The sequence below is a fragment of the Clostridium sp. genome (genome assembly GCF_022482905.1).
GTDB lineage: Bacteria > Bacillota > Clostridia > Clostridiales > Clostridiaceae > Clostridium_B.
In genome coordinates, this window is record NZ_JAKVOI010000001.1 from 1,913,741 (window position 1) to 1,938,694 (window position 24,954).

The 24,954-nt window shown below is 35.7% G+C and carries 24 protein-coding genes and 1 pseudogene; 5 read left to right on the plus strand and 20 right to left on the minus strand.

What is annotated here, in order from left to right:
* Positions 1-144 precede the first annotated feature (144 nt).
* Complete coding sequence (locus tag LKE46_RS09425) at positions 145-726, plus strand: TetR/AcrR family transcriptional regulator (RefSeq protein ID WP_291721073.1); 582 nt, start codon at positions 145-147, stop codon at positions 724-726.
* Between the two features lie 416 nt (positions 727-1,142).
* Positions 1,143-2,069 carry a site-specific integrase gene (locus LKE46_RS09430; RefSeq protein WP_291721076.1) on the plus strand — a complete coding sequence of 309 codons (927 nt, stop codon included), beginning with the start codon at positions 1,143-1,145 and terminating at the stop codon, positions 2,067-2,069.
* On the opposite strand, the gene LKE46_RS09435 is transcribed toward LKE46_RS09430, so the two are convergent.
* From LKE46_RS09435 to LKE46_RS09470, 8 genes are all read right to left on the minus strand, one after another.
* Complete coding sequence (locus LKE46_RS09435; protein ID WP_291725640.1) at positions 2,066-2,611, minus strand: restriction endonuclease subunit S; 546 nt, start codon at positions 2,609-2,611, stop codon at positions 2,066-2,068. The genes LKE46_RS09430 and LKE46_RS09435 overlap by 4 nt on opposite strands.
* A 481-nt stretch (positions 2,612-3,092) precedes the next feature.
* The gene (locus LKE46_RS09440) at positions 3,093-3,428 is read right to left on the minus strand and encodes a type II toxin-antitoxin system PemK/MazF family toxin (protein ID WP_106011074.1); all 336 of its coding nucleotides are present in this window, start codon (positions 3,426-3,428) and stop codon (positions 3,093-3,095) included.
* Entirely contained in the window at positions 3,413-3,619 is a 207-nt protein-coding gene (locus LKE46_RS09445) for a DUF2281 domain-containing protein (RefSeq protein ID WP_150358254.1), read from the minus strand. Before LKE46_RS09445 ends, LKE46_RS09440 begins: the two co-directional genes overlap by 16 nt.
* Positions 3,620-3,706: 87 nt before the next feature.
* Positions 3,707-3,829, minus strand: a complete 123-nt coding sequence (locus LKE46_RS09450) for a hypothetical protein (protein WP_291721090.1) — start codon at positions 3,827-3,829, stop codon at positions 3,707-3,709.
* Positions 3,830-4,003: 174 nt separating this feature from the next.
* Positions 4,004-5,593, minus strand: coding sequence for a type I restriction-modification system subunit M (locus LKE46_RS09455; RefSeq protein ID WP_291721093.1), 1,590 nt, complete (start codon positions 5,591-5,593; stop codon positions 4,004-4,006).
* Between the two features lie 28 nt (positions 5,594-5,621).
* A complete protein-coding gene (locus LKE46_RS09460) occupies positions 5,622-6,863 on the minus strand; it encodes a restriction endonuclease subunit S (RefSeq protein ID WP_291721095.1) in 1,242 nt (413 codons plus the stop codon).
* 74 nt (positions 6,864-6,937) lie between these two features.
* Positions 6,938-10,147, minus strand: a complete 3,210-nt coding sequence (locus LKE46_RS09465; RefSeq protein ID WP_291721099.1) for a type I restriction endonuclease subunit R — start codon at positions 10,145-10,147, stop codon at positions 6,938-6,940.
* The gene (locus LKE46_RS09470) at positions 10,144-10,719 is read right to left on the minus strand and encodes a restriction endonuclease subunit S (protein WP_291721102.1); all 576 of its coding nucleotides are present in this window, start codon (positions 10,717-10,719) and stop codon (positions 10,144-10,146) included. The genes LKE46_RS09465 and LKE46_RS09470 overlap by 4 nt, the downstream gene beginning before the upstream one ends.
* A gap of 206 nt (positions 10,720-10,925) precedes the next feature.
* Here LKE46_RS09470 and LKE46_RS09475 point away from each other — a divergent pair, with 206 nt between their 5' ends.
* Positions 10,926-11,333 (plus strand): flavodoxin family protein, encoded by a 408-nt coding sequence (locus LKE46_RS09475; RefSeq protein ID WP_291721106.1) that lies wholly within the window; start codon positions 10,926-10,928, stop codon positions 11,331-11,333.
* A gap of 63 nt (positions 11,334-11,396) precedes the next feature.
* Entirely contained in the window at positions 11,397-11,834 is a 438-nt protein-coding gene (locus tag LKE46_RS09480) for a MarR family winged helix-turn-helix transcriptional regulator (protein ID WP_291721109.1), read from the plus strand.
* 116 nt (positions 11,835-11,950) lie between these two features.
* Here the strand turns inward: LKE46_RS09480 and LKE46_RS09485 are convergent, their stop codons facing one another.
* The 3 genes from LKE46_RS09485 to LKE46_RS09495 all read right to left on the minus strand — a co-directional run bounded on the left by LKE46_RS09485 (position 11,951) and on the right by LKE46_RS09495 (position 14,312).
* Complete coding sequence (locus LKE46_RS09485; protein ID WP_291721112.1) at positions 11,951-12,673, minus strand: DUF3307 domain-containing protein; 723 nt, start codon at positions 12,671-12,673, stop codon at positions 11,951-11,953.
* Between the two features lie 10 nt (positions 12,674-12,683).
* Positions 12,684-13,538: a SatD family protein gene (locus tag LKE46_RS09490; protein ID WP_291721115.1), complete on the minus strand. Its 855-nt coding sequence runs from the start codon at positions 13,536-13,538 to the stop codon at positions 12,684-12,686.
* Between the two features lie 219 nt (positions 13,539-13,757).
* Positions 13,758-14,312 (minus strand): MarR family winged helix-turn-helix transcriptional regulator, encoded by a 555-nt coding sequence (locus tag LKE46_RS09495; protein WP_291721118.1) that lies wholly within the window; start codon positions 14,310-14,312, stop codon positions 13,758-13,760.
* A 41-nt stretch (positions 14,313-14,353) separates the two neighbouring features.
* Between LKE46_RS09495 and LKE46_RS09500 the strand changes: the two genes are divergently transcribed.
* Positions 14,354-15,226 (plus strand): 2-dehydropantoate 2-reductase N-terminal domain-containing protein, encoded by an 873-nt coding sequence (locus tag LKE46_RS09500; RefSeq protein WP_291721121.1) that lies wholly within the window; start codon positions 14,354-14,356, stop codon positions 15,224-15,226.
* Positions 15,227-15,279: 53 nt separating this feature from the next.
* Here LKE46_RS09500 and LKE46_RS09505 read toward each other — a convergent pair whose 3' ends face one another.
* The 9 genes and pseudogenes from LKE46_RS09505 to bioF all read right to left on the minus strand — a co-directional run bounded on the left by LKE46_RS09505 (position 15,280) and on the right by bioF (position 24,634).
* A complete protein-coding gene (locus LKE46_RS09505) occupies positions 15,280-15,639 on the minus strand; it encodes a cupin domain-containing protein (RefSeq protein WP_291721124.1) in 360 nt (119 codons plus the stop codon).
* A 198-nt stretch (positions 15,640-15,837) separates the two neighbouring features.
* On the minus strand, positions 15,838-16,200 hold the full coding sequence (locus LKE46_RS09510) for a MarR family transcriptional regulator (RefSeq protein WP_291721127.1): 363 nt from the start codon (positions 16,198-16,200) through the stop codon (positions 15,838-15,840).
* Between the two features lie 588 nt (positions 16,201-16,788).
* Complete coding sequence (locus LKE46_RS09515; protein ID WP_291721130.1) at positions 16,789-19,380, minus strand: ABC transporter permease; 2,592 nt, start codon at positions 19,378-19,380, stop codon at positions 16,789-16,791.
* The gene (locus LKE46_RS09520; protein WP_291721133.1) at positions 19,377-20,060 is read right to left on the minus strand and encodes an ABC transporter ATP-binding protein; all 684 of its coding nucleotides are present in this window, start codon (positions 20,058-20,060) and stop codon (positions 19,377-19,379) included. The genes LKE46_RS09515 and LKE46_RS09520 overlap by 4 nt, the downstream gene beginning before the upstream one ends.
* 82 nt (positions 20,061-20,142) lie before the next feature.
* A complete protein-coding gene (locus tag LKE46_RS09525) occupies positions 20,143-21,132 on the minus strand; it encodes a sensor histidine kinase (RefSeq protein ID WP_291721136.1) in 990 nt (329 codons plus the stop codon).
* A complete protein-coding gene (locus LKE46_RS09530; protein WP_291721139.1) occupies positions 21,119-21,805 on the minus strand; it encodes a response regulator transcription factor in 687 nt (228 codons plus the stop codon). Before LKE46_RS09530 ends, LKE46_RS09525 begins: the two co-directional genes overlap by 14 nt.
* 244 nt (positions 21,806-22,049) lie before the next feature.
* Positions 22,050-22,250 (minus strand): annotated as a pseudogene (locus LKE46_RS09535) (hypothetical protein); the annotation flags it as partial.
* Positions 22,251-22,277: 27 nt separating this feature from the next.
* The gene (locus tag LKE46_RS09540) at positions 22,278-22,478 is read right to left on the minus strand and encodes a WYL domain-containing protein (RefSeq protein ID WP_291721144.1); all 201 of its coding nucleotides are present in this window, start codon (positions 22,476-22,478) and stop codon (positions 22,278-22,280) included.
* Between the two features lie 206 nt (positions 22,479-22,684).
* On the minus strand, positions 22,685-24,634 hold the full coding sequence (gene bioF / locus LKE46_RS09545; RefSeq protein ID WP_291721147.1) for an 8-amino-7-oxononanoate synthase: 1,950 nt from the start codon (positions 24,632-24,634) through the stop codon (positions 22,685-22,687).
* Positions 24,635-24,954 lie beyond the last annotated feature (320 nt).

The following is a 24,954-nucleotide window of genomic DNA, read 5'->3' on the forward strand; positions in this document are numbered from 1 at the left end:
TTTTTATATATTTAGTCATTTAATGATTTTAGGTTAGCATTATATAACCTGGCTGTCAAGTGTTTGACAAGATAAAAATTGTATGATATTTTATAAATGACTAAAACCAACTATTAATTCATATAAAAAGGAATGAGGAAAATTATGCCTCAAATATTTGATGAGGAAAAAAGAGCAGCTTTAAGGAAGCAGATGCTTGAAAATGGATTTGAACTAATAAAGCGATATGGATATAAAAAAACCTCTGTTGAAGACATAACAAAAATGTCTGGAATTTCCAAAGGAACATTTTACAATTTTTTTACTACAAAAGAAGAATTTGTACATGAAATCATTGTGCATAAGAGAGATTGTGTTAAAAATGAATTTCAGAAATTGCTGGATAAAGAAGGGTATTTGGATAGAATATCCTTCAAGAAATATTTAAAAAAAATCGTTTTTAATGATAATAACCTATTTACATATTTGAATGAAGACGAAATTGCAATCTTAAATACTCGTTGGCCAAAAGAATATTTTATTAATGATACCAACGATGAGAAAACAAGTACTTGGATTTTAAGTCATATAACTGGACTTTCTCCAAAATGTGATTGGAGAATTTTTGCTAATTACATGAAAGCAATTGCTATTTTTCAAGCTAACAGCCAAAAATTTATTCAAGAAGCTTATATTGAAACTCTAAATTGTCTAATTGAAAATGTATTAGACTATGTTTTTAAATAAATAATTAGTTCCATCTTCATTTTGAATAAAATTAGCATGGCAGAATAATCAAAAAGTATGTAAAATTTTTTCAGGCTCGGCTCAAAATTCACCTATTAATTTCCAAATCCTTAAATTTATACCATTCTTTTTCTACATTAAATCTTATGACTGCATCCTTAAATCTCCTAAAAGCTCCCTTTCCATTTAATGCATTCAATAGCTTATTGGATATTTTATCATTATCTATTGATTATCTTATCTGCAATTCCTATGTTTCCACTTATTATGGAAGTAAATGTCAAAGATATTATATCCTGCTTTGTAAGTTCCATACCTGTTCATTGATTTCCATTCTATACTAAAATATAAAAACAAATACTATTATAACAGTCAATTAACTGGCTATAATGTTGTAATAGAGGGAGGAATTATTGATGTTAAAAAAAGTAAAAGGAACCGATTTATTTTACCAATATTATTCACAATGGATTACAGTATACAAAGATGGTGCTATAAGAAAAGTAACCATGGATAAGTATCTTATGACGAAAAAGTGGCTCAAAAAACTTATTCCAAATCTTATAATTTCCGATTTGAATCGTATAACTTACCAGCAATTACTTAATGACTATGCTGCGTGGCATGAACGTCAGACAACAATGGATTTTCATCATCAATTAAAAGCCGCAATTTTGGATGCGGTGGATGAAGGTCTAATTGATAGAGATCCTACGCGAAAAGCAATAATCAAAGGGAAACCTCCAAAAGATAAAAAAACAAAATATCTTAATCAATTTGAGCTGCATACTCTATTAAGCAATCTTGATTTAAAGTCTGAAGTAAACTGGGATTGGTTTATACTATTAGTTGCAAAAACCGGGATGCGATTTTCGGAAGCATTGGCGCTTACTCCTAAAGATTTTGATTTTTCACATCAGATTCTTTCAATTAGTAAAACATGGAATTATAAAGGAAACGGCGGCTTTCTTCCGACAAAAAATCAATCCTCTGTACGCAAAGTAGCAATAGACTGGCAAACAGTAATTCAGTTTTCTGAGTTACTAAAGGGATTGCCGGAAGATAAACCTATATTTACAGAAAACAAAGTATATAATTCAACTGTTAATGATATATTAACAAGACACTGTAAGAATGCAAAGATTCCAGTAATTTCAATTCACGGATTACGGCACACCCATGCCTCTCTTTTGTTATTTGCCGGTGTGTCAATTGCAAGTGTTGCCAGAAGGTTAGGGCATGCTAGTATGACAACAACCCAAAAAACCTATTTACATATCATTCAGGAACTTGAAAATAAAGACGTAGATTTGGTTATGCGTTCATTGTCAGGGTTAAGTTAACTGGAAATCATTATCAGAAATGACTCACGCTGATGAAGGGTGATAAGATCGTCAAGATCAATAAAAAATGTGCCTATCTTCTTCTGTTCTTCATAACTTGGTAACACTACTTTAATAGTATAAAATTCAGAATGGTTCAAATCTGGTATTGTAGACGTTCCCGCTCTAGATAAAATTTCTTTTTGTATACAGACTGTATTTAAAAGATAATACAAAAACATTTTGTCATACTTTGAATGATTGAAATCAATCTTAAAAAAGTTATTATGATAGGCACCACTCACATTTGTAACTATTTTCCCAGTATTTCCCGTTCTAGTCATTAATATATCATCTTTTGTTGCTAATACATTTTTAGGTGGATTTTTAATGTAATATTTTTTATTGCTTTTAGGATTTAGAAATTCATTTGTAATGTAAAAGTATTTACTACCATCTATATTTTCTGTATATCTTTTACTTATTGCAATCTGTAGCCCTTGTGATAATTTTGTAAAATCTTCAAACTTACGCTGTTCCCAAGCAAGTGTTGGAAAGTAAATGTATCAGCTCCAAATTCAATTTTAAACTGATCGAATTCGACCAGTTTAAAATTGGGTATAATCATACTTCTAAATTCGTTTATCCGTTTAACTGTCTCGATAAGCACTGTGGAATTCATAGTATCGCCATTTTCTCAAACATAATAATAAACATCTACTATAAAAGTAAGTACCTATTTATGATTCAGTTCCTTAAAAGCTTCTATATTTTCTTCAATAATTTTATCTGCAATCCTATCAAGGGTCTGTTCTTCAGATACAGCTTCTTTAGTGAATTCTTCGAAGTCCAAAACCACATAAATTGGAGTTTCTTCTTCAAAAGTGTGAACATAACGTGATAACGTGGAATATTCAAGTTAAACTCATTTTACCCGATTTCCTCAATTGATGTCACATGGGCATTATTTAACGTCATATTGTTATATAGAACAAACTGTCCTAAAAATCTTTTATATAATAAGTTTCACTTATAACTTCATTTTTAGCCTTCTACGAAGATTCTAATAACCCTATCTGTTACCTCTTTTATTTTTTCTTCATTCAAATGCCCAATTTTATACAAAACTATATCCCTGTCAGCCGTAAATATCTTATTAGGTCTGATATTACTATTTTTTATCAATGATCCCTCTTCAAAGTCACTATTCTTCAATTTTATTGAATATGAATCAAATACATTTTGACTTGTTATTTGGGAAAGAATTAAATCATATCCTTCTAGATCAGCTAATACTAAGGCCGGTCTCTTCTTCGATTGCGATAAATCTGAAAAGGGGAAAGGTACAACGACTACGTCACCCTTTATAAGTCTTTCCATGCTTTATCCTCCTCAGGTTTAAGCCAATCTTTTGCTAGATTCTCTTCACTTGCTAATGTTATATCATCTATCTTTAAGTTGCTTTTTCTATTTTTTTTAAATTCTATATAATCTATATAATCAGCTACTTCCTGCAATAAGTAAGGTGGTAATGTTTCAATTTTTTTTACTAAGACATCCTTATTAATCATATAAATCACCTTCCTGTATATTCTTTATTTTACTATTATTATACCATATTAACTAAAATATCATTGTCTAACTTCGTTGGTTTCATATTACAATGCCGTACCTTTTTTCGGAATATAGAAAAAATCCTGATATTCCCTTTCTATCTTTAATAACTCTATTTTTCTGTCTATGTCGCCTGCATATCCCGTAAGGAACTTACCACCACTCACCAATGTTATTTTTCCAAGTGGTGAATTATATCTTTCTATATAATTTCATATTCTACACCTCGTCCATTTTCCCGTTTTTATTGTTCCAACGGGAAAAAGTTTGAAATCCGTATTCTTTTCAGTTACTTTATCTGAAATTGCACCTAACTTACACTGTTCCCAGCACCAGCAAATCTAAATTTTTACACCTAAAATCTTCAATTTTTCATTAATCTTTGCTTCAAGTTCTGCAATTTCTTTATTGTCTTGCTCTAACTGCTTATTTACTTCTTCCAAATCAATTGGAGCTTCTTCTTCAAAAATATCAACATAACGTGGAATATTCAAGTTAAACTCATTTTCCCTGATTTCCTCAATTGATGCCACATGGGCATATTTATCAACATCTTTGCGTTCCTTAAATGTATTGATGATTTTATCTATATTTTCATCATTCAAGTTATTTTGATTCTTTCCCTTTTCAAAATCATTGCTTGCATCAATAAATAATATGTCTTTAGTTTTACGATTCTTCTTAAATACTAAAATGATTGTAGGTATACTTGTCCCATAGAATAAGTTAGCTGGCAGGCCAATAACCGTATCAAGGTAATTTTTTTCAATGAGAGTCTGACGGATTTTGCCTTCTGCTGCACCACGAAACAGCACACCGTGAGGCAAAACAATAGCCATTGTGCCAGTGTTGTTTATATGATATATACCGTGCAATACAAAAGCATAATCTGCTTTTGAGGCCGGTGCCAATTTCCCATAATCGCTAAAACGTGGATCTTTTAATTTGGTTTTATCATTATCCCATTTCGCAGAATATGGCGGATTTGCAACTACTGCATCAAAACTGCGCGGGTGGTCAATCCCTTTTCCATCTGGTCCATCCGGCCAATCGTTTTCCAGAGTATCAGCATTATTTAGTGTCATATTGTTATAAGACACATTGTGCATCATCAAGTTCATACGAGCCAGATTATACGTTGTTGTATTCAACTCCTGACCAAAATACTTCATAGGAGTACCATCAGGCAATTCTTGTCCAACAGTAAGCAGCAAGGAACCCGAGCCCATTGCCGGGTCATATATATTGAAAAATTCATCTGATTTTTCTACACCTCTGGTGACTATTCTAGCCAAAATCTTACTTACTTGATGAGGTGTATAGAATTCCCCACCCTTTTTACCAGCACTTGCAGCAAATTTACCGATTAAATATTCATAGATTTCACCTAGAACGTCTTTTCCATCATCTCCCTTGTATTCAATTTCATCCACTAATTTAACTACATTGTTAAGTGATTTTGCCCGTTCATTTGTAGAACTTCCAAGACGTGAATCTCCCAGGTTAATATCGTTGAATATACCACGAAAATCCTTCACTGCTTCTTTATTTAATTCCGCATTTTTATTAAAGTTATCAAAAATAGTCTGGTAGTCGCTGGGAATAACTTGTGAATCATTAATTTTATTAATCAAAGACTCCCATGTATCATTTGGCGCAATTGCATACCCCAAACTTGATGAAATATCCTGTAAATAGTCATCCAAATCTGCACCTGCCGCCTGTTTTAGATAAGCATCATTGATAGATTCTCCCTCTGCAATGTCAATAACATTATTTTTCACTAAATACTGCTCTTGATGTTCCGAAAGATATCTATAAAACATAAATGCCAGAATATAGTTTTTGTACTCTGATGCATCCATTGTGCCGCGCAGTTCATTTGCCATAGCCCAAAGTTTACTTGTAATTGTTTGTAGATTATTGCTCATTGTTTTAATTCCTTTCTTTTAAATTATTTCATATAAACATCTGTTGTAGTAATGCTTTCTTTTGTTCCTGCAAATGATTTAACTTACGTTGATGAATCGTAATGAGAGTGTCAAATTGTTCAAAGAAGTATCCAATTTTTTTCTGTTCTTCCAAATTGGGAAATGGTATTGGCATTTCTTTAAAAACAGAATCTTTAATCGCAAAACGATCAGCACGTGCTCCCGAATCTCCATTTATTTTCATGAATCTATGCCAGCAAGTTGCATCGAAATAATGCTCTAAGTAGGTTTTATCAATATCGTGTGTTCGGAATACATAGTAAAGTGGCGACATTACACCTGTTCTTGCTAATTTATTCCTTTTTATTGGTCCCACAGGGGCAAAATTTGAAATTCGTGGATTATAAACAAAATCATCGTTTTGAACTACATAATATCCATTCAAATTCTTTGTATTGGAGATATCTTTGTCAAAAAAATATCTTTGGGTGACAATACCAAACTCTGCTGAATTAGTAAAAGTTTCATTATAAAAATTTTCCGTATTTTTTTCAGTTACCTTATCTGAAATCTCCCCCAACTTACGCTGTTCCCATGGGTCAGTAAATCCCGGGAAACGAAGTTCTGGAAAATTTTCGCCATTTTTAGGGAACATTTTTTGTAACAAACCTTTCTTCTTATCCTGCAGGTGGTTTAACTTACGCTGATGAAGGGTGATAAGTTGGTCAATATTATTGAAAAATCGTCCGATTTTCTCTTGTTCAGCCTTATCTTTTGGTATTGTTAATTCTGTTTCAAAGAAATCTGAAGCGGCAATATTTAATAGGCCATGATTTCTTGCTCCCTCAGCTGCGTGTTTTGAAACCTCATGATACCAGTATGTCGTATCATAGTATTTTGTCAAGAAATCACTATTCACATCAGTTAGCTTGAAAACGATGTAAAGCGTTGATAATACGCCCATATCATAACGATCAAGACGTTTAACTGCACCCCAAGGATAACCATTTGAATATGATTTGTTATAAGCAAATTCACCATTTTTCACTAGATAATATCCACTTACATCACGACTCGCAATAGTCTTATTAAAGAACATGTTTTGGTCTACTAATCCATCTTGTGCAGAAATTGTTAGCGGTAATGTTGACTCTAAATCTTTGTTCTTTCGAGTAACACGTTCAGCAACTTCACCCAACTTACGCTGTTCCCAAGGGTCGGTAAATCCTGGAAATCTTATTTTAGGTACATTAGCTTTATTTTTATCCATTTTATCTCCTATCTTAACTGTCAATTGATAATTAGCAGTTCAATAATTAATTTTAAAGTTTTATTAGATATAAATTAGCTTTCAGCATGCTCATCAGCCAATTCATAGATGGCTTTACGCAAACCATTACGGTACTTGATTTTAGACAAAGATTGTATCTTTTCGTCATGTGCCAACGTCTTATAGTCAACGCTTGCTTTGGCAATTATATCCCGTATTTGACCAGCATCATCTAAATCCTGCATACCATAACGATGATGACTAAATAATTCACGCATCTGGGCACTTGTGATAATATCTGTAATTCCCCACTTCACCCGAAAATCCAGGAACATTCTATCAAGGCTGACATTGTTGGCCGCTTGAATAATTTGTTCACTATCTCTCAATTTTACTGGATATTTAAGATTAAAGCCTTCCGGTGGAAAATGCCCTTTAATAATAGCGATTGCTGCATTCATGACCTTTACAGCATAATTTCTGTCTTCCAAACCAGTGGCAAACTGATCAATTTTCTCTTTCGTAGCTTGCGCCTCCTGGCTCTTGCCCTCATGCACCTGGTTTAATAATTGTTCAACCAGTTCAGTTAGATAATCATAATCTATTTTCACATCCTTCACATGGGTCATTTTCAACTCAATTTGATAAAAAGGAATTTTCTTTTTCTTTGACATATATTGTTTAAGCTCATTGGTTAAAACTGTGGTAAGCATGGTTTCCTGAGCACTTGTCATACCTAATTTTTCAACTAATTCATCAGGGTTGTCGTAATTGAAACCTACTGTATTTCCATCAACTTCTTCAGGGGTATATTGTTTTAATTTAGCCATGCCAGCATTATAATCACGCAGCAAATCAAACATATATTCTTTTTGTTTCTCAGAATATGGTAATTGCTGGAATTCATTAGTTAAGCTGTCTAATTTCTCAACAAACTTTTTAACTTCATTAAACTCATCTTCAAAAGGTTTAGCGATAATACCATCTTTTTGATTGGATTTACGCTGCTCATTTTCTGATAAAATTGCGGAATCTTTATTGGCATAAATTGCGAGAGCTTCATTCATCAGCTTCTCATTTTGAGCAGGCCAGCGATAATTTATAATACGCCCCCAGGGTTTTTCCTGCATGTCAGCAATACGGTTTGTTCTTGAATAGGCTTGAATAAGTCCGGCTCCTTTAAGTGTTCTATCTACATAAAGTGTATTAAGTTCCGGTGCATCAAATCCAGTCAAAAGCTGATCTACCACAATCACAATATCCAGGAAGTTCTTATCTGTAGCAGTTTTATTCAAACGACTAGTAACATCTTGTGTATATCCAGCTGCATCATCCATTCCAAAGCTTGTACCAAATTCTTTGTTATAGGCCTCCATAGCATTATATAAACCTTGATTGGCGGCAAGCATACTATCATTATTGGATGCGTTCTGGCTGAATGTAACTGCTACTTTTAATGTCTGACCACCACTTTTTCTATTCTCATCATTTACCCGCTGAAATTCATTGAAATACATCATTGCCATTGGAGTACTGGCTTTCCCGCCGCCAACATGAGTGGTAAAGAGGGCATTATACCTACCTTCATTTGAACGATTTCTCCAGTTCTTGAAAATATCTTCAACTACTAATTTGATATGATCCGGATTTTCATCATAAAAGCTTGGTTCAACCGCGTCATCCATATCTTCCTGACTTAGATTATTGATCTTATCTTTAATTTGTCGTTCAGTCCACTTCGAATAGCGTTCCCGGTAGAAATTTGGCAGATATTTGGTTTTCATCTGCTCTTCATCAATGGTGGTTTCAAAATCCACTTTAAAACCTAAAACATTTCTGTCTGCAATTGCTTCACGAATAGTATAGGCATGTAGCAGTGGTCCAAAAATATCTTTAGTTCGCAAACCGCTGGTAGTTTCATCGAACATGGGTGTCCCTGTATAACCAACCCAGGCGGATTTCCTGAAAGCCTTTTGTATCTTTGCAAAACTTTCGCCGCCAGTTGAACGGTGTGCCTCATCCACGATAAATACAATATTTTTATCAGGTGCTTTAAAAGATTTACGTTTCACTAAAGTATCAAGTTTTTGAACAGAAGTAACAATGATACTATTATCTTTGCTCTTTAATTTACGGCTTAAATCAGTAGTATTATTGGTATCTTGAACACTTCCAATCATATCTTCACCAGCATCCGGGTCATAGGCCCTGTAATTTTCATTTGTCTGTTTCGTTAAAGCAATTCTATCTACTACGAAGACAACTTTGTCAACTTTGGGCATGCGGCTTGCAAGCCAGGCTGTTTTAAAGCTGGTTATAGTTTTGCCGGAACCAGTGGTATGCCAAACATAACCCACTTTATTCGTACCAAGTTCAAAATCAACTTGCTTTAATTTTTCAATTACATTCTGAGTGGCATATACTTGATACGGACGCATTACCTTTAACATTTGTTTGTTTTTTGTGCCATCCAGAATCATATAATTAGTAGCCATCTGATGTGCCATTGGAATACTTAGCATTGAATCAGCAAACTCCTTCCAATTGCGAACAATAGTATTATCACTTTTACGCTGCCAGTTAAAAGCAAAATCCTTATTGAACTTATCCGGCGTGGTATTTGCCATATACTTCACGTTATTTGGCGTAATTGCCACCAATATCTGCAATGTGGAAAATATATCACCATATTGGTTTTCTTCGGAATATTGATGCATTTGATTCAGCGCTTCATTGACATCATGTGTATCACGTTTTTCTTCAATTTGTATGATAGGCAAACCATTAATAAGAAGTGTAGTATCAAAACGACGATTTTGTTTCCCTGCGATAACTGCAGGGCGTCCAATTTGATTAACTACCTGATACACTGTATCTCCGGCACCAATTTGTTTTTGATCAAAAACTGTTAAAAATACGTGACGACCGTCATCCAAATCAATCTCGATCTGTGATACACCATTGAGTCCATATAAAAATTGTCCAGCTTCATATGGTGTTTGAATATCAGATATAATCTTTTTAACTTGATTAAATTCCACAATACTCAGTGGATGATCAAGTGTATTTTGATTGTGCCTCTCAAGAATCTCTTTGAAGTTATCCCAGAGCTTTTCTGTAGTTTTAATCTCTGATTCATACTTCCACAGCTTTGTTTTCACACAGTAATCGGCAGGTTTTTCACTAACCATAAAATCTCTGGTTCCTTCCAGGTGTTCAGGTTTAGTTATGGTTCCACTGGTAATATATTGTATTAGTTCACTTTCAAATTGCTCTTCGTTCATCCCTCACTTGCCCCCTCTAACTTGTATAATACGATTTTTGTTTCAAGTTCTGCTGCCCTATTTTTAAGGGTTTGCAGCCTTAACTGATTAAAATAGACTTGTCCTATAATTTTTTGCTTATCTATGGGAGGCATTTTCGGCATTTTAAGCTCTTTAAGCTGCTTGAGAGTATATTTTAAAACCTGCGAACCCTGCAGTCCCAATACAAACTGTTTTTTGATTGTTTTGTTTTCATTAATAAGATAGACCAAAAACTTGGGATCAATGTTATTGCCAGGTAATAGCTTAACATAGTTTTGCGTGTAAACATATCCTTCATGCTCTTTTCTTACCATCGCTGCAGTTCCCGTGATTAAACTAAACACCACATCACCATGGCACAAGGTATTTACTTTATCATTGGTTCTGACTTGTTTATTGTCAGCACCGTTTGAAACAATACCTGCCAGATCATCTGCTAAATCCGTTTGACTATAATAGGTAAAAAGCGGTGTTTTCTCATCAAACACTTCAGTAATCCTAAATTGGGGAGATCCACTTACTAATTCAACTAATTCGCTCAACTTTTTCATAAAATATTGTGCCTTTCTAAAATTAACTTTATTTGCTATGATGTAATCATATCACAGGAGGAATTTTATTGCAATTACTAAAAGTGTAATTTTTAAAAATTACACTTTTAGTTGAATTTATTCTTGACACAAACAATTTTGAAAAGTTATTGACAAGTGCAATTAAATTGTATACAATTTAATTGTTTGCAATGAAGGAGGAAAATATGATAAAAATAGCAGTAAGATATTATACAAAGACAGGCAATACAAAGAAACTGGCAGATGCCATAGCAGAAGCGGTAGGTGTAGAAGCAAAAACAGTAAACGAAAAACTAGCGGATGATGTGGATGTACTGTTTCTTGGAAGCTCTGTATATGCTGCAGGCGTGGATGTCCAGGTTAAAAAATTTATTGAGGATGTAGATGTTCATGTTGGTAAGATTGTAAATTTCAGTACCGCAGCAATCATTAAGTCCACTTATTCACAAATAAAAAAACTTGCAGATAAAAAAGGAATAAATGTAAGTGACAGAGAATACCACTGTAAAGGTTCATTCGGCCCTCTTCATAAGGGGAAACCAGATGCTGCTGATTTAAAGAAAGTAAGTCAATTTGCAAAATCGTTTTTGTAGAAAAATGACAAATTTAATTGTATATAATACAATAATACTATAAAAGGATGGAGTACATATATTGTGAAAGATAGATATGACATTTTAAAATTAGAAAATCAATTGTGTTTCCCAATTTACGCATGTGCAAGGGAAATAGTTAAAAAGTATAAACCATTTCTTGATAAAATGAACCTGACATATACACAATATATCACTATGATGGTAATGTGGGAAAGAAAAAAGTTGAATGTTAAGGAACTTGGAGAATATCTTTACCTCAATTCTGGTACCCTGACACCGGTTTTAAAAAAACTGGAATCTAAAGGATACATTACACGTACCCGTTCAAAAGATGATGAAAGAAACCTACTGGTTACACTAACTGAACATGGAGATAAACTTAAAAATCAAGCAGTTGAAATTCCCGCACAAGTTGGAAAGTGTGTGAAACTTAAGGTAGAAGAAGTAAGGGAACTATATAAACTTCTTTATAAAATGCTGAACAATATGGCAGAATAATCAAATCCTATTTTTACATTCTCCTTTTACCACGTTTCCGGATATGAACCTGCCTTTCAAACCCCGCCGATTCATTTATTGTGCTGACTGGCAGCTGGTATCATCCCCACTTTTAACTATTGTTCTAGAACAATAGTTACGATAAATGCAATCAACATACTGGTCAAGGTACCCACCAAATATTTCTCCGCAAAATTTTTATCTTCAAGCTGCTTGTAACGTGCAATACTTTTTGCAGTCAACACAAATCCAATTGCTCCAAATTGATTATATAAAATTAAAACTGAAACAATGATTCGTTCAAGCTTTCCAATTATACGTCCTGCTTGAGGATCATTCTCTTCCTGATCACTGCTGTTTTCATCAATAATATACGAGAATAATTTCTTTATAAAAACTGCTGCAGGATCCCATATTATCACAAATATCAATGAGCAAGCAACTAAACTGTTAAAATGCCGCCATTGCTGTATATGTCCGTATAGTGAGGTTGTTTCTTCACCTAAACCAAACGTATAATATAAGACGGCAAGAATCAAAACGTGTAAAACTTGATCCACTATAAAAGAGGCAAATATACTTGCTTTCCTACTAAATTTCTTATCTACACGCTTTCTTGTCCAATCAATAAAAAAGTGTGAACTTATAATTATTATGTAAGGTAAAATGGCTTTTTCGAATTTTACCAAAGGAAAAATTGTCATTAAAAATATGACAGCATAAATTAGTGCATGATATAAAAGATATTTGAAATTATCACGTTTCCTCTGTGCCAATTTTGCAGTCTGAAAGGTAAAATCGGCAAGGAAATGAGCTATAAGCAAGAAATATATAATCATATTTTACCTCTTATAAGTACTTATCCATAAATTTTAAAGCTACAATAGTTAAATTTCTGGCTTCGTAGATATTGGCCGTTTTAAAAGTTTTTTCAATACTTTGTCTACTTATATTTAAAATTTCAGCTAATTGTGTAGTCATTCCTCTTTTCTTTCCACTGGAAACATAAAAATTACCATCATCATTAGCTGCATCTATTGGAATAGGCTCTAAATTCATAAATTCAATTTCATCGAAGGGATATCTTTTTACCGATTTACTTTTCTTATAATACGTATAATAATGGAGTTTGTTTTTTGATGCTGCAAGTTTTGAAATGAGGTTAATTTTACTATGATCAATCACCTGGCGATAATCAACAGGATACAGCAATTCTGAAATTAGCATAAGTTCATTTTGGTATTCACTATGGTTACCGGTTAATACAAAAGAAGTATTAATTAAAGCGTTTAAAAATAAATCAGCCTCAGTTCCCGAGTAAATAAGTACGGAATATCCTAGTGAATCCTTTATGTTTTGAATGGCATTACGTGCATTATGATATACCGGACCATCTTGAGCAGTGGTGCTTGCATTTTCAATTTTTATATTCCACTCGCCTATGCCAATTCCCGCTCTGATTTCCACAGGAGAAACAAGCATGCAAAACATTCTAAAATAGAGATATGCAGATTCTGGAGAAATGAACAAGCCTTGGATCTCATCTCCTGCACTGAACTCCACATCTCTGGCCAATGAACTTGAAAACACCTCGTTTAATTTTTTGATTACTATGATAATGTAGTTCTGTATAGAATTTCTATCTTCAACTAAATATGATCGAGACTTTTTCAGATCCATTATCAATACAGTGTAATTTTTCATAACATCACTCCTGACAATCATTGTAACACAATTTAGCAAAAATGCAATCGATATAGGTTGCGTTTTTAAAAAGCAACCTATATTGATTGTATAAGAGCGACTATATTTCCTCTTATGTTTATTCTTTTTGACTTTTATCTCTTTAAGTATATATTTTGCTATATTGTATCCTAATATAGTACTTTCATAAATCACTTTTAAAATAAACTTCTGCAAAAGTTATAAGAATTGTTCGTGAACCTGTTCCAAAAACTTCTCCATATCTTTTGATTTTTGTCCAATATCGATTTCAACTTGTTCTTCAAAGTGTTTCTGCCTGGAATGATCAAAGTCGACCAGTTTTTCCAGAAATCGTCGAAACGCTGCGATTTCTTCTTTCGTAAAACCTTTAAAAAGATCCAGAAAATACCGGTTGGAATAAAGTGTGTTTTTTCGCATCATGGATAACCCTTCTTCAGTGATACTAATATTGACGCTTCTCTGATCCGTTGGACTGGGTATGCTGCAAAGGTATCCTGCTTTCACCAGACAACTTACGAGACGGGTCACGTTCTGCTTGCTTGTTCCAAGAGTATTGGCTATTCTTATAATTGTTGCTTCCTGAGGCTCCAGATGGGCGATTGCAATCATCAGCATAAGTTGCCTTAATGTAAGATTCTCCAGATGAGAATCCGCTTCTACCTGTATTTTATTGATAGCAATAAATAAAAGGCTATATGCTTGGTGCATATCGTCCAAAATCTCAAGTTCTTTTTGATAATGACTGTTGTCCATTTTAAGTCCCTCCAACATTTCGTGCCGTCAAACAGGCTGTATTGTTACATTCAAGAGGAAACTGGAAACGTAGCATAGATCAAAATGGCCTTGTTATCCGTCATTACGGTCAAATGCATACAACAAAGGATACAGTGAAAAAAGTAGAAGAACTGGACGCAGACGATAAATATGATTTGATTTTTGTGACTATGCAGTACAACCAAGTGCTGGATATCCTACCGCAAATTGCAAAGAATGTAAGTAGACACATCGTGCTCATGGGAAACAACATGACGCCCTCGCATTGTCAGGAACAGATTAGGAATCAGTTGGACGTGCAAAAAGAAATTGCTTTTGGATTTCAGGGAACCGGTGGTTATAGAGAAAGTAAAAAAGTAGTTAGCATGCATCCGTTTCATGTTGGAATGACAATCGGCGGACTAAGGGAGCATCTGACTTCAGATTTTCAAAAGAACATCTTTACCGCATTTGAGAGCACGGGATATCAACTGACATGGGAACAAAATATGGAAGGATGGCTACTGTCTCACGCGGCACACATCTTACCGACTGCATACCTTTGCTACAATCTGAATTGTCATTTGAGACGCGCAAGTAAAGAACAAATCCAATTGGCCGTTGATGTAATCGCGGAGGCTCATAAAATGCTTAAAAAGCTTGGGTATCCGATCCGACCGGATGGAGAAGAGGAAGCTTATAACGAGAAGCGTAAGAAAAAGCAGAGAGCACTTTATTGGATGGTAAAAACTCCAGCTGGGAAATATGTCATTAGCACTCACTGCGCTCATGCAGTCGCGGAAATGACTGCATTGGATCAAAATTTTGAGAAGTTAAAACAAAAAGCAAACGTGTCCATGCTAGCCTGGGATAAACTCCATACAGGAGCAATGTCGGTCATAGGTAATGGTTGATAATATTGATGTCAACTCAAATTCATATAAACGTCACAGCATCTGTCATCTTTTCAAATTTTCTCAAGCTTCTCGACTGTCTTATCGTTTAGTACATTGCCAGTATTCAATGTACTTTTGGGTTCGATTAAAAGCACATGAACTTCTTCGTCAGCAACAGGCATATGATCAGTCCCCTTTGGTATAATAATGCTTTCCCCTTCTTGTAAGCATATATCCTTATCCCTTAGCTTTACTGTTAATATGCCTTTGATTATATAGAACATTTCATCTTCATTTTTATGATTATGCCAGGTAAATTCTCCTTTGAACTTGGCAATTTTCACATAAGAGTCATTAAATTCTCCAATAATTTTAGGACTCCAATATTCATTAAAAAGCTGAAATTTTTCTTCCAGATTAATTTTTTCCATCTTCATACCCCTTATTATAATTAATTTTTAAAATTTCGCTACTACCCGACAAGGCAATCCAGTCGTAATTGAAACTGTCAAATCAACAAACATTAATTTTACCTCTTTCCTTTTGACAATAATTCTATTTGCTTTCCTAAATACGTGTTAAATTCTTCAAAAAACATACAGATTTTAGATAGCTCATCTTCTGAATACTTATGAAAAAATTCGGAGTCTCGCTTTTCCCATATTTTGTGCCGTTTTTTTATGCTCGTTAAATAATTTTTCTCCTTTATCAGTTAATCGAAAATAAACTTCTTTTTTGTTGTTCTCTAAGAAATAACTTTCAATTAATTCCTTGGCCATTAGTTTTTTAGACATTCTACTAATTGCACCACGTGTCATATTCAAACGATTGGCAATATTTGTGACATTTGGTTTGTCCAATGTACCAATTGCATCAATGCAGTGTATTTCAGAGTAACCATGGCCATGAAGAAATTCTTTTTCTGTTAGCTTGGATAATAAATCTTGTTTTTCAAGATGTTCAGCCAGCAACGCAAGAATTGGAAAATTCATAAGCTCCTCCTAAAATTGTTTCATTGACGACATTATAATAATTTTTTGGTGCATAGTCAACAATAATTATGATTATTATTCTATACAAACACTTTTATAATATATAAGATTCATGTAAAAGTACATGTATCATTATAAACATCTACCTATTCATTTTTGTTTTGGAGATGAAAAAAGAGCCCTGTTATGCGCTCTCAAATTAATCATTTTGCCTATCTATATCAAGTATTTCTCCAATAATTATCCTATAAATTATAAAAAGGAGATCTATGAAATTATTGTCCAATGGTGGTTGCATTTAAGTTTATCGTGTCCTGCAACCACAGGCACCAGTCTGGTAATTACCATTACTTTTTCTCATGTATGTAAATCTATTATTTTCATTTCCTCTAAGGTATTTCCTTAGGACACTTATTATAATATAGGTTTTATGTTACAGCTTAACGTCATATTAATTAACTATTTATTTAATTTTTTAAGATCTTATAAACAATATGAATGAGTATAAAAATAGACATTCATTTCTGAACGTCTAAAAATAAAGAAGTGGATACCGTTTTTTTACTTGACATCCATATGGGTTTTGAATCAAGTCATGTCATCTCTAAGTGCATCGATGATGTTTTCCTTTTTGATCTTGCTGACGGCATACATCATGGTGACAAAGATGACAAAAAGCACACTGAACACACTGATTGCCATACTGCCCCATAGAAATACAAAATCGATATTCTCCGCCCCACCGACAACCATCCCTTTGTAGATCAACCAGGAGAAGATAATTGCCAGGGGAAGGCCGACAAGCAGTGCCCTCATTCCATAAAAGGCACACTCAAAACACATCATTTTATTGAAATTGCGGTCGGACATTCCCACAGAGCGGAGCATGGCAAGCTCACGCCGGCGCAGCTTGATATTCGTGGAAATCGTGTTGAACACATTGGCAACCGCAATCAGCGAAATCATAATGATAAAAGTATAAGCGAACACGTTGGCAATGAATATCATATTGCGGTTCTGATCAAGCATTTCAGACGTATTCAAAATGATGTACGAGACTGTGATTCCCGCGCCCTCAATCATCGTTTTCATCTGAGACACTGACTGCGATGGATTCTTTGACTGAAAGGTCATACCCTTCACCATGATATCCGGCGAGATATCTGAGGGAGCAAGCTTCTCCTTGAGCGAATAGGGAGCCATCACATTAAAAGTGTATGGCCTCCGCCTGGAGGTTTCTGTCATCGGGGGTGTATCAGGCGGCACGATATTGACAAACGTAATTCCTACGTTTTGCCCATGTTCTGTTTTCGGCTCGCCATTTGTTTCAGGAGTAATGGTAAAGTTCATGGAAGAACTTGTGAATACATCGGGAAGCTGGTCGACCTTCTCCTGATTGCCGCGCACTTGCATTTTGGCAACAGCAATTATTTTTGCATTTTGTCCGGTGTATTCCTCATTGGACAAACCTAGTTCTTTGATAATATTCAGATAGGTACTGTCATCAAGAAACTGGATTGTCATTGGCAGATTTACCGTTTCGTCCGACGAATGTAACCCTGCGGATTTTCTGTAAGCGTCTGAAAGGTCGCTGCCCTTGGCAGCGCAGAAATACTTCATAACAACTTGATACGAGCTTTCGTAAACGCCATCGGCGGTTTTTAATTTGTTGTAAAGCTGCAGCATTTCGCTGTCGTTCATATCATGTGTGCCAAAACCGATATCATAAGTAGTACCCTCCTTTGCACCAGCGGACGCCTGTTTCAAATCTGCTACAAATGCACTGGTGGATATAAATAGCACTACGCTTAAAACAAGTGACAGAACAATGCTGCGGTGGCGCTTTTTATTTCTCTTAAAGTTCTTTAGTGCAAGAGTTCCCTCCAAACCGTAAATATGCTCCGCTAACTTTGAAATTTTCACGGCTTTGGATTCGATTTTGACCTCATTCGTCTGGCGAATACAATCCATCACGGGCGTATTGGCAGCCTTGCGAGCTGGAATATCAGCCGAAACCAGGATTGTGATCATGCTGGTGACCACTGCTGCGAGGATTGCGGGAGCGGACACCGTCAAAGTCAAAGGTACATCGGCGTAGAGAATATTTGCGAAGTTCTTGGCGACAACGCCAATCACAAGTCTGATGCTGGCTATGCCGACGATAACACCAATCGGGATGCCAATGGTGCTGATACAAAGCCCTTCGAACAGCACCGAATAGCGCAGTTGCTTTGCTGTGGCTCCCACCGACGATAGAATCCCGAACTGGTGTGTGCGCTCGTTCAAGGATATGTTGAATGAATTGTAAATTAGAAAAATCGAACCAATCATGATGATAAGAACTACAATACCACCGACTGAGTACAGGAGTGCATTGAACACCTTATCACCCGGATCATCCGAAAGACCCATGAAGCGCAGCACATCATTATTCAAGATGTAAGTATGGCTTCCAGCTGTACTTTTTGCGTAAGCATGAACTTCATGCGGTTCTTTCAGTGTGACAAACAAGCTGAGATCATCCGCCGTGTCTGCTGCATCTGCGGTTGTGATCAATGTATATCCCGGCGCAGAATCTTCATCAAAGTGGGGAGTTTGGCAGATACCGACCACCGTGTAAGTCATCTCTGCTTTTGGCATAAAAGTTTCTTTCCCGGAAATGTAAGGGTCGTGTTGACCGAGACTTTTGTTGACCTCCATGCGGTCCCCGACAGCAAGGGTAATCGTCTCGCCTACCTGGAACTGAACACTGCTCTTTGTCATGACACTCCCCGGAACAATAATCTCCCCGCTGTTTTTCGGCAGTCTGCCGGAAAGCAGCGTGATAGGCAGAGAATTAAAGGTTTTCTTGCTGAATCCTGCAATAAAAAAATAGGGCTTGTCGTGATTTCTCCCACCGTCAAGTTTTGCATAGCCTATATTTTCAAATGTTTCGATGTTTGCAACTTTGTCGTTACTTGCCTGTTTCGCTGCGAAAGAAGAATCCACATCCTCAAATTTGACGTGCCAGTCGCCGTATTTTTGAGCTGCGCCGTTTGCCATATAGTTCAGCAGTGAAACGCCAAAGGTAGTGACTGCCGTAATCAGGGCGGCAGACAGGACAACTCCGATTACCGTTACAATCGTTCGTGTATGGCTCTTTTTCATACTTTGCATGGTGATTTTGTTAAAAATATTCATGTTCTCACCTTCTCGTCTCGTACTACTTTGCCGTCTGATATGCCGATAATGCGGTCTGCCTGCAAAGCGATGTTTTCATCATGTGTAACGATAATAAGGGTTTGATTGTATTTTTTATTGCTTTCTTTCAGCAGTTTGATGATTTCACATCCATTTCGTTTGTCCAAACTGCCAGTGGGTTCATCGGCAAGCATGACCGCCGGGGCATTCATCAAAGCGCGCCCGATAGCGACACGCTGCTGCTGACCACCTGAAAGCTGATTGGGTAAATGTGTTTTTCGGTCTTTTAGCCCAAGCAGTTCCAATAAGTCATTCAACCGTTCCTCGTTGACTTTCCGTTTGTCCATCAGAATAGGCAAAGTGATGTTTTCCACCACATTCAGAGTGGGAATGAGGTTGTGAAACTGGTAAATCAGCCCGACCTGCCTCCTTCGAAAGATGGCGAGCTTTTCATTGCTTTGGGCATATACATCCTGCCCGTCTAAATACACCTTTCCGCTTGTCGGCACGTCCACGCCGCCGATAATGTGAAGCAATGTGGATTTGCCTGAACCGGAGGAGCCGATGATTGCGGTAAACTCCCCTTTTTGGATTGTAAGCGAAACATGGTCAAGTGCAGTAACCTTATTTTCACCCTTGCCGTAGACCTTGCATAAATCTTCTGTTTTTAAAAACTCCATTATGTGATCCTCCTTTTTCATAGCTTACCCATATAATAGAACTTTCAACTTACATGTCTGTGACTTTCAGGTGAGAGATCCGTCACTTTGGAAAACGAATAAAAAATATCGCACCGCCCTGCGGATGATTTTTTGCAGTAATCGTTCCTCCCTGCCGTGTTATAATCATCTTGCAGAGAGACAATCCGATCCCGTATCCCGTAGCGTTTGTTTTTTTCCCACGATAAAACCTGTCAAATAAGTATGGTAAATCTTCTTTTTCAAAACCTGCGCCGCTGTCGTGGATAGTAATCTCAGTAAACAATGGATTGCTATCACAAACGATCTTGATTTTTCCGTTATAACCTGCACTTTCCATGCAATTTTTGAGGATGTTTTGAATTGCTTCCGAAAGCCAACGTAAATCGCCCTGAATAATAATTCCTTTCGGTGCATCTATTTGCAAATCAACACTGTGCAGTTCCATTGGGATTAGGAACGGGCGAAGTGCGGAGCATATCAGGCTGTTGACATCTATTTGCTCGTTTTGAAATATCACAATGCCAGCATCCAGACGGGATATTTTCAACAGGGAAGTAAGCAGCCAATCCATATGTACAAACAATTCCTTTGTTTCCAGTATTAATGTTTTCCGTTCATTTTCGTCCGGGTTATTTTCTAACAATGACAAAATAAGGTTTACGGATGTGAGAGGGGTGCGGAGTTGGTGGGCTATGTCAGCCAGCGAATTGGCAAGATGTTCTTTTCCTTCTTTCAGTGCGTCGTTTTGCTCCCGAATACGCAGCGTCATTTTTGTTATCTCGCTTTGTAGAATGGAAAGTTCGCCCTCCTCCGATTCACCAATATACAGACGGTCAGCGTTATGAAGCACAAGATCGATTTGATCTGAAATCTGTGCAATACTTTTATATCGGGCTTTGGTAAACGCAAAAAACATTGTTCCAAAGGCGGCGGCGGAAGCAATAGCAAGGATTCCAGCCGACATATTGATTGCAAATCCAAGCGTCACAACAACGGCAGCTATTAAGGAGAACAAAATGACAAGCTGCCGGAATTCTCTATTTCGAAGCATACCTATCTCCCAATCTATATCCCGTCCCGCGAACGGTCAGAATTATTTGTGGGCTTGCTGGGTTGTTTTCTATTTTTTCACGCAAGCGTTTGATGTACACGGTCAATGTATTGTCATTGACAAACTCGCCTGCAGCATCCCACAATTCGTCAAGCAGCCTGCTCCTTGTGATAATACTTTTAGGGTTGTTGATAAATACCAACAACAAGCGATATTCTAAAGCTGAAAGAAAAACCTCTCTGCCGTTCTTTTTCACAACACCGCTTGTCATATCCACATAAATCCCGCAGATTTCGAAAGTTGATGGAGAACGTCCGCTTTTTCTCAGGGTCGTTCTGATTCGTGCGATCAGTTCACGCGGACGGAAAGGCTTGGTGATATAATCGTCCGCCCCCATGTTCAGCCCGGTAACAACACTTGCTTCATCGCCGGAAGCCGTCAGAAAAATAATGGGAATATCCTGCGTTTCTTTGATTTCCGTGTAAACCGTAAAACCATTTCCGTCAGGCAAAGAAATATCAATCAACGCCAAGTCAAATTTATTTCCAACAAGTGCAACAAAGGCGTAACCACGCGTAGAGGCATGGGTAACTGTAAATCCCTCTGAGCGAAGCAAAAGCACAAGGTTTTTGGCAATTGCCTTATCGTCCTCAACCAAAAATATCCGTTTCATTTATTTTCATCATCCTTTGCTCTACTGGTTTTATACCTTCCATCAGCTGCTTTTTCCAATACTTCTTTCGTCGTTATATAATCCACGCATAACACCTCCATAATTTTATTATACTTCTTTTCACGGGAATGTATAAGCTCAGGTATTTCTAATACATTTATTTTAAATTTCCTCCTAACTATTACGCACTCAACATGCCAGTAGCCAAGCTATTGATAATGAATCTTCATTTAATGTAAAAATTCTACTTTAATACTTTCCTTATCAATTCAATTTCATCAATGTTCAAATCTGCCAGTTCTTTTATTGTTTCGTTGTCCATACCTTTTTTAATAGCTCTCTTGATTATCTCTATAGTTTTTTCTTTTTTCCCCTCATCTTTTCCTTTTTCAATTCCTTCATCTATTAAGCTTTTGCCAAGTTCAGTCATCTTCAATTTCTCCCTCTATAATCTTTAAATTTCTTTAATATACTAACTTATTCTTAGATTTTCATAATTGACAAAGTAGAGCTCCTTATATAATTCTAAAATTTCACAGACTTTTTCAAAAAATCTTTCCCTAACAGAAGCTGGAGAAATAATCTTGATATTTCTTCCATACTGCAGCAACCAATAATACAGACCCTCGCCATCCATAACATTTACAGTAAGCTGATAGAGGCTGCTCTTCATCCGTCAACCACAAGATTTCCAATATTTTAAGCAGCTTTAATTTCGCATTTGCTAATATACTTCACCTACTTTTGATTACATTATAACGCAAGATGCATACCAAAAATGGTATGCATCTTGCGCTATAAACGAAATAATTAAAAGTTTTCTTATTTAGTATTTTAATATCTTCATCTATTATGTTTCCTATTCCCGCGAGTACAAATCTATACATATTCTCTCATTCTTTTATATCTGTCTACAATTGTGGCAATGGCCCGGGCAGCACGTTTTAATTCATCCTTGTTGTGAGTTGACATCAAAGCTACACGAAGCCTTGCGCACCCTTTCTTAACAGTTGGATAACGAATTGCCGAAATATAATAACCTTGTTCAAATAATTCCCTTGATATCTCCATGGCACTTTTTTCATCACCTATAATAATAGGAATAATAGCAGTCTCAGAATCTGCTTCAATTCCTGCTTCTCTTAAACATCTGCAAAAATATTGAATATTTCCCTGTAATGCCTGTACTCTCTGTGGCTCATCCATGATTAATTCAATGGATTTTATTGAAGCCGCCATAACAGCTGGAGATAACGACGTGGAAAATATAAAACTGCGGGATTTATTTTTTAGATATTCAATCAATTCTTGTTTCCCACAAACAAATCCTCCCTCGCTGCCAATGGCCTTGCTTAAAGTACCCATTATAATGTCAGGATTTCGCGTCATATGAAAATATTCCATTGTTCCACGGCCATTTTCTCCAATTACTCCTGTGGAATGTGCTTCATCAATCATAGAAAATAATCCATGCTTGTTCGCAATTTCTACCAATTGCGGCAAATTCACAATATCTCCATCCATGCTAAATACGGCATCACTTACCACTAAACCCTTACTACATGGATTTTGTTTAATTTTATTCTCCAAGTCATTCATATCATTGTGGCGATACACTACAATTTTTGCCTTACTTAAACGACATCCATCAATTATACTGGCATGATTCAACTCATCACTAAAAATAACATCATCTTTTGAACACAGCGCAGAAATTATCCCTATATTTGCCATATACCCAGTATTATAAACTAAAGCTGCCTCTGTTCCTTTAAATACCGACAGAAGCTCCTCCAATTGATTGTGTAAGTTTATAGTTCCAGTAGTTAGTCTGGAGCCGCCAGAACCAGCACCATATTTTTCCATAGCTTTTAGTGAATAAGCTTTCACCTGTGAATCATTAGACATATCCAGGTAGTTGTTAGAGGCCATCATAATCATTTCTTTTCCCTGGAAAGTGACATGTGCACTTTGTGCTGACTTAATCTCATTCATAGTTCGGTACAAATTATTATATTTTAAATTATCCAATGCCTTATCTATAAAATTCCATTTATTTTTTGTACTTTCTTCCGTTTTATACGGCTTATTTAATATGGAAGATACATTTTTAACCAATACCTTCCGTTTTTCTATATAATCAATGCAATCTTGAACTTTGGAACAATCTCCCCTATAAAGAAAAATCCGTCCCCCCTCCTCACTTCCCATTTCCTTCAATTTGGTAATGCGCATATATCCATTTTCCTTTGATGCCACATAACCTGTTACATAATCAGGATCATCGGAAATGCAGATTTCACCAATAATATTAGGCGCATATGCTACTTTAGTAGCTAATACAATTGCTTCATTGTAGTGATCCTTTGTATCCTTTTTTTTCATAACAGAATTAACTTCATCCATATAGGTAGCTCGAATTCCTCTGTCTTTATCAGGTTCCAATCTTTCTAATGTATCTACGTTTAATAACATAGCACCCCGCATATTATAAGTATCCTTTAATTTTTCTAAAACAGCAGAAGCATTAGTAATGCCTATTTTTTCTAACATAGCTAATAACTTTTGAATGCCCTCCTGGTAACTGCTTACATTTACCGTAGTAACAGGCAATGCATCAAGAAATAAAATATCTTCTCGATTTACTTTTTCGATTTTCATATTTATAAAATCTGCTTTGCCTTTTGAGTGATATAATGCCCTAGTCAATAAAGCTTTAGAATATATATAAAGACTGTCTTCTACTGTTATTTTTTCTGCACCTGAAATATGTTTCTCTATTCCATCTTGACTTTTACTTGCCCTCATTTTTAAACTATATAAATCCATTGAATTCACCTTATCCACATTAGTATTTAAATTTAAATATTTGACACTGCATAAGAATATAATTAGTATAAATATATTTTACATATTTGTCAACCTTGTAGTGCATATATGGTTGACAATTGGAGCCTCATTTTGTTCCAATGTTTTCTTAAACTCTTTCAAACGGCGTTTAATATTGTGGTTATCCACTAGAAAATTTGGTTTATTGCAAAAATTTGTGTTAAGGCAGAAAAGGTATGGTAGAATAAAATTATAAAAGTTACAATTTTAGATGTAAGTATATTTAAATTAAATATAAATAAAGGGGAAACACAGATGCC

Coding starts and splice junctions, on each gene's coding strand:
- LKE46_RS09425 (WP_291721073.1), top strand. CDS start 145: ATGCCTCAAATATTTGATGAGGAAAAAAGAGCAGCTTTAAGGAAGCAG.
- LKE46_RS09430 (WP_291721076.1), top strand. CDS start 1,143: ATGTTAAAAAAAGTAAAAGGAACCGATTTATTTTACCAATATTATTCA.
- LKE46_RS09440 (WP_106011074.1), bottom strand. CDS start 3,428: ATGGAAAGACTTATAAAGGGTGACGTAGTCGTTGTACCTTTCCCCTTT.
- LKE46_RS09445 (WP_150358254.1), bottom strand. CDS start 3,619: ATGATTAATAAGGATGTCTTAGTAAAAAAAATTGAAACATTACCACCT.
- LKE46_RS09455 (WP_291721093.1), bottom strand. CDS start 5,593: ATGAGCAATAATCTACAAACAATTACAAGTAAACTTTGGGCTATGGCA.
- LKE46_RS09460 (WP_291721095.1), bottom strand. CDS start 6,863: ATGGATAAAAATAAAGCTAATGTACCTAAAATAAGATTTCCAGGATTT.
- LKE46_RS09465 (WP_291721099.1), bottom strand. CDS start 10,147: ATGAACGAAGAGCAATTTGAAAGTGAACTAATACAATATATTACCAGT.
- LKE46_RS09470 (WP_291721102.1), bottom strand. CDS start 10,719: ATGAAAAAGTTGAGCGAATTAGTTGAATTAGTAAGTGGATCTCCCCAA.
- LKE46_RS09475 (WP_291721106.1), top strand. CDS start 10,926: ATGATAAAAATAGCAGTAAGATATTATACAAAGACAGGCAATACAAAG.
- LKE46_RS09485 (WP_291721112.1), bottom strand. CDS start 12,673: ATGATTATATATTTCTTGCTTATAGCTCATTTCCTTGCCGATTTTACC.
- LKE46_RS09490 (WP_291721115.1), bottom strand. CDS start 13,538: ATGAAAAATTACACTGTATTGATAATGGATCTGAAAAAGTCTCGATCA.
- LKE46_RS09495 (WP_291721118.1), bottom strand. CDS start 14,312: ATGGACAACAGTCATTATCAAAAAGAACTTGAGATTTTGGACGATATG.
- LKE46_RS09505 (WP_291721124.1), bottom strand. CDS start 15,639: ATGGAAAAAATTAATCTGGAAGAAAAATTTCAGCTTTTTAATGAATAT.
- LKE46_RS09510 (WP_291721127.1), bottom strand. CDS start 16,200: ATGAATTTTCCAATTCTTGCGTTGCTGGCTGAACATCTTGAAAAACAA.
- LKE46_RS09515 (WP_291721130.1), bottom strand. CDS start 19,380: ATGAATATTTTTAACAAAATCACCATGCAAAGTATGAAAAAGAGCCAT.
- LKE46_RS09520 (WP_291721133.1), bottom strand. CDS start 20,060: ATGGAGTTTTTAAAAACAGAAGATTTATGCAAGGTCTACGGCAAGGGT.
- LKE46_RS09525 (WP_291721136.1), bottom strand. CDS start 21,132: ATGCTTCGAAATAGAGAATTCCGGCAGCTTGTCATTTTGTTCTCCTTA.
- LKE46_RS09530 (WP_291721139.1), bottom strand. CDS start 21,805: ATGAAACGGATATTTTTGGTTGAGGACGATAAGGCAATTGCCAAAAAC.
- LKE46_RS09540 (WP_291721144.1), bottom strand. CDS start 22,478: ATGAAGAGCAGCCTCTATCAGCTTACTGTAAATGTTATGGATGGCGAG.
- bioF (WP_291721147.1), bottom strand. CDS start 24,634: ATGGATTTATATAGTTTAAAAATGAGGGCAAGTAAAAGTCAAGATGGA.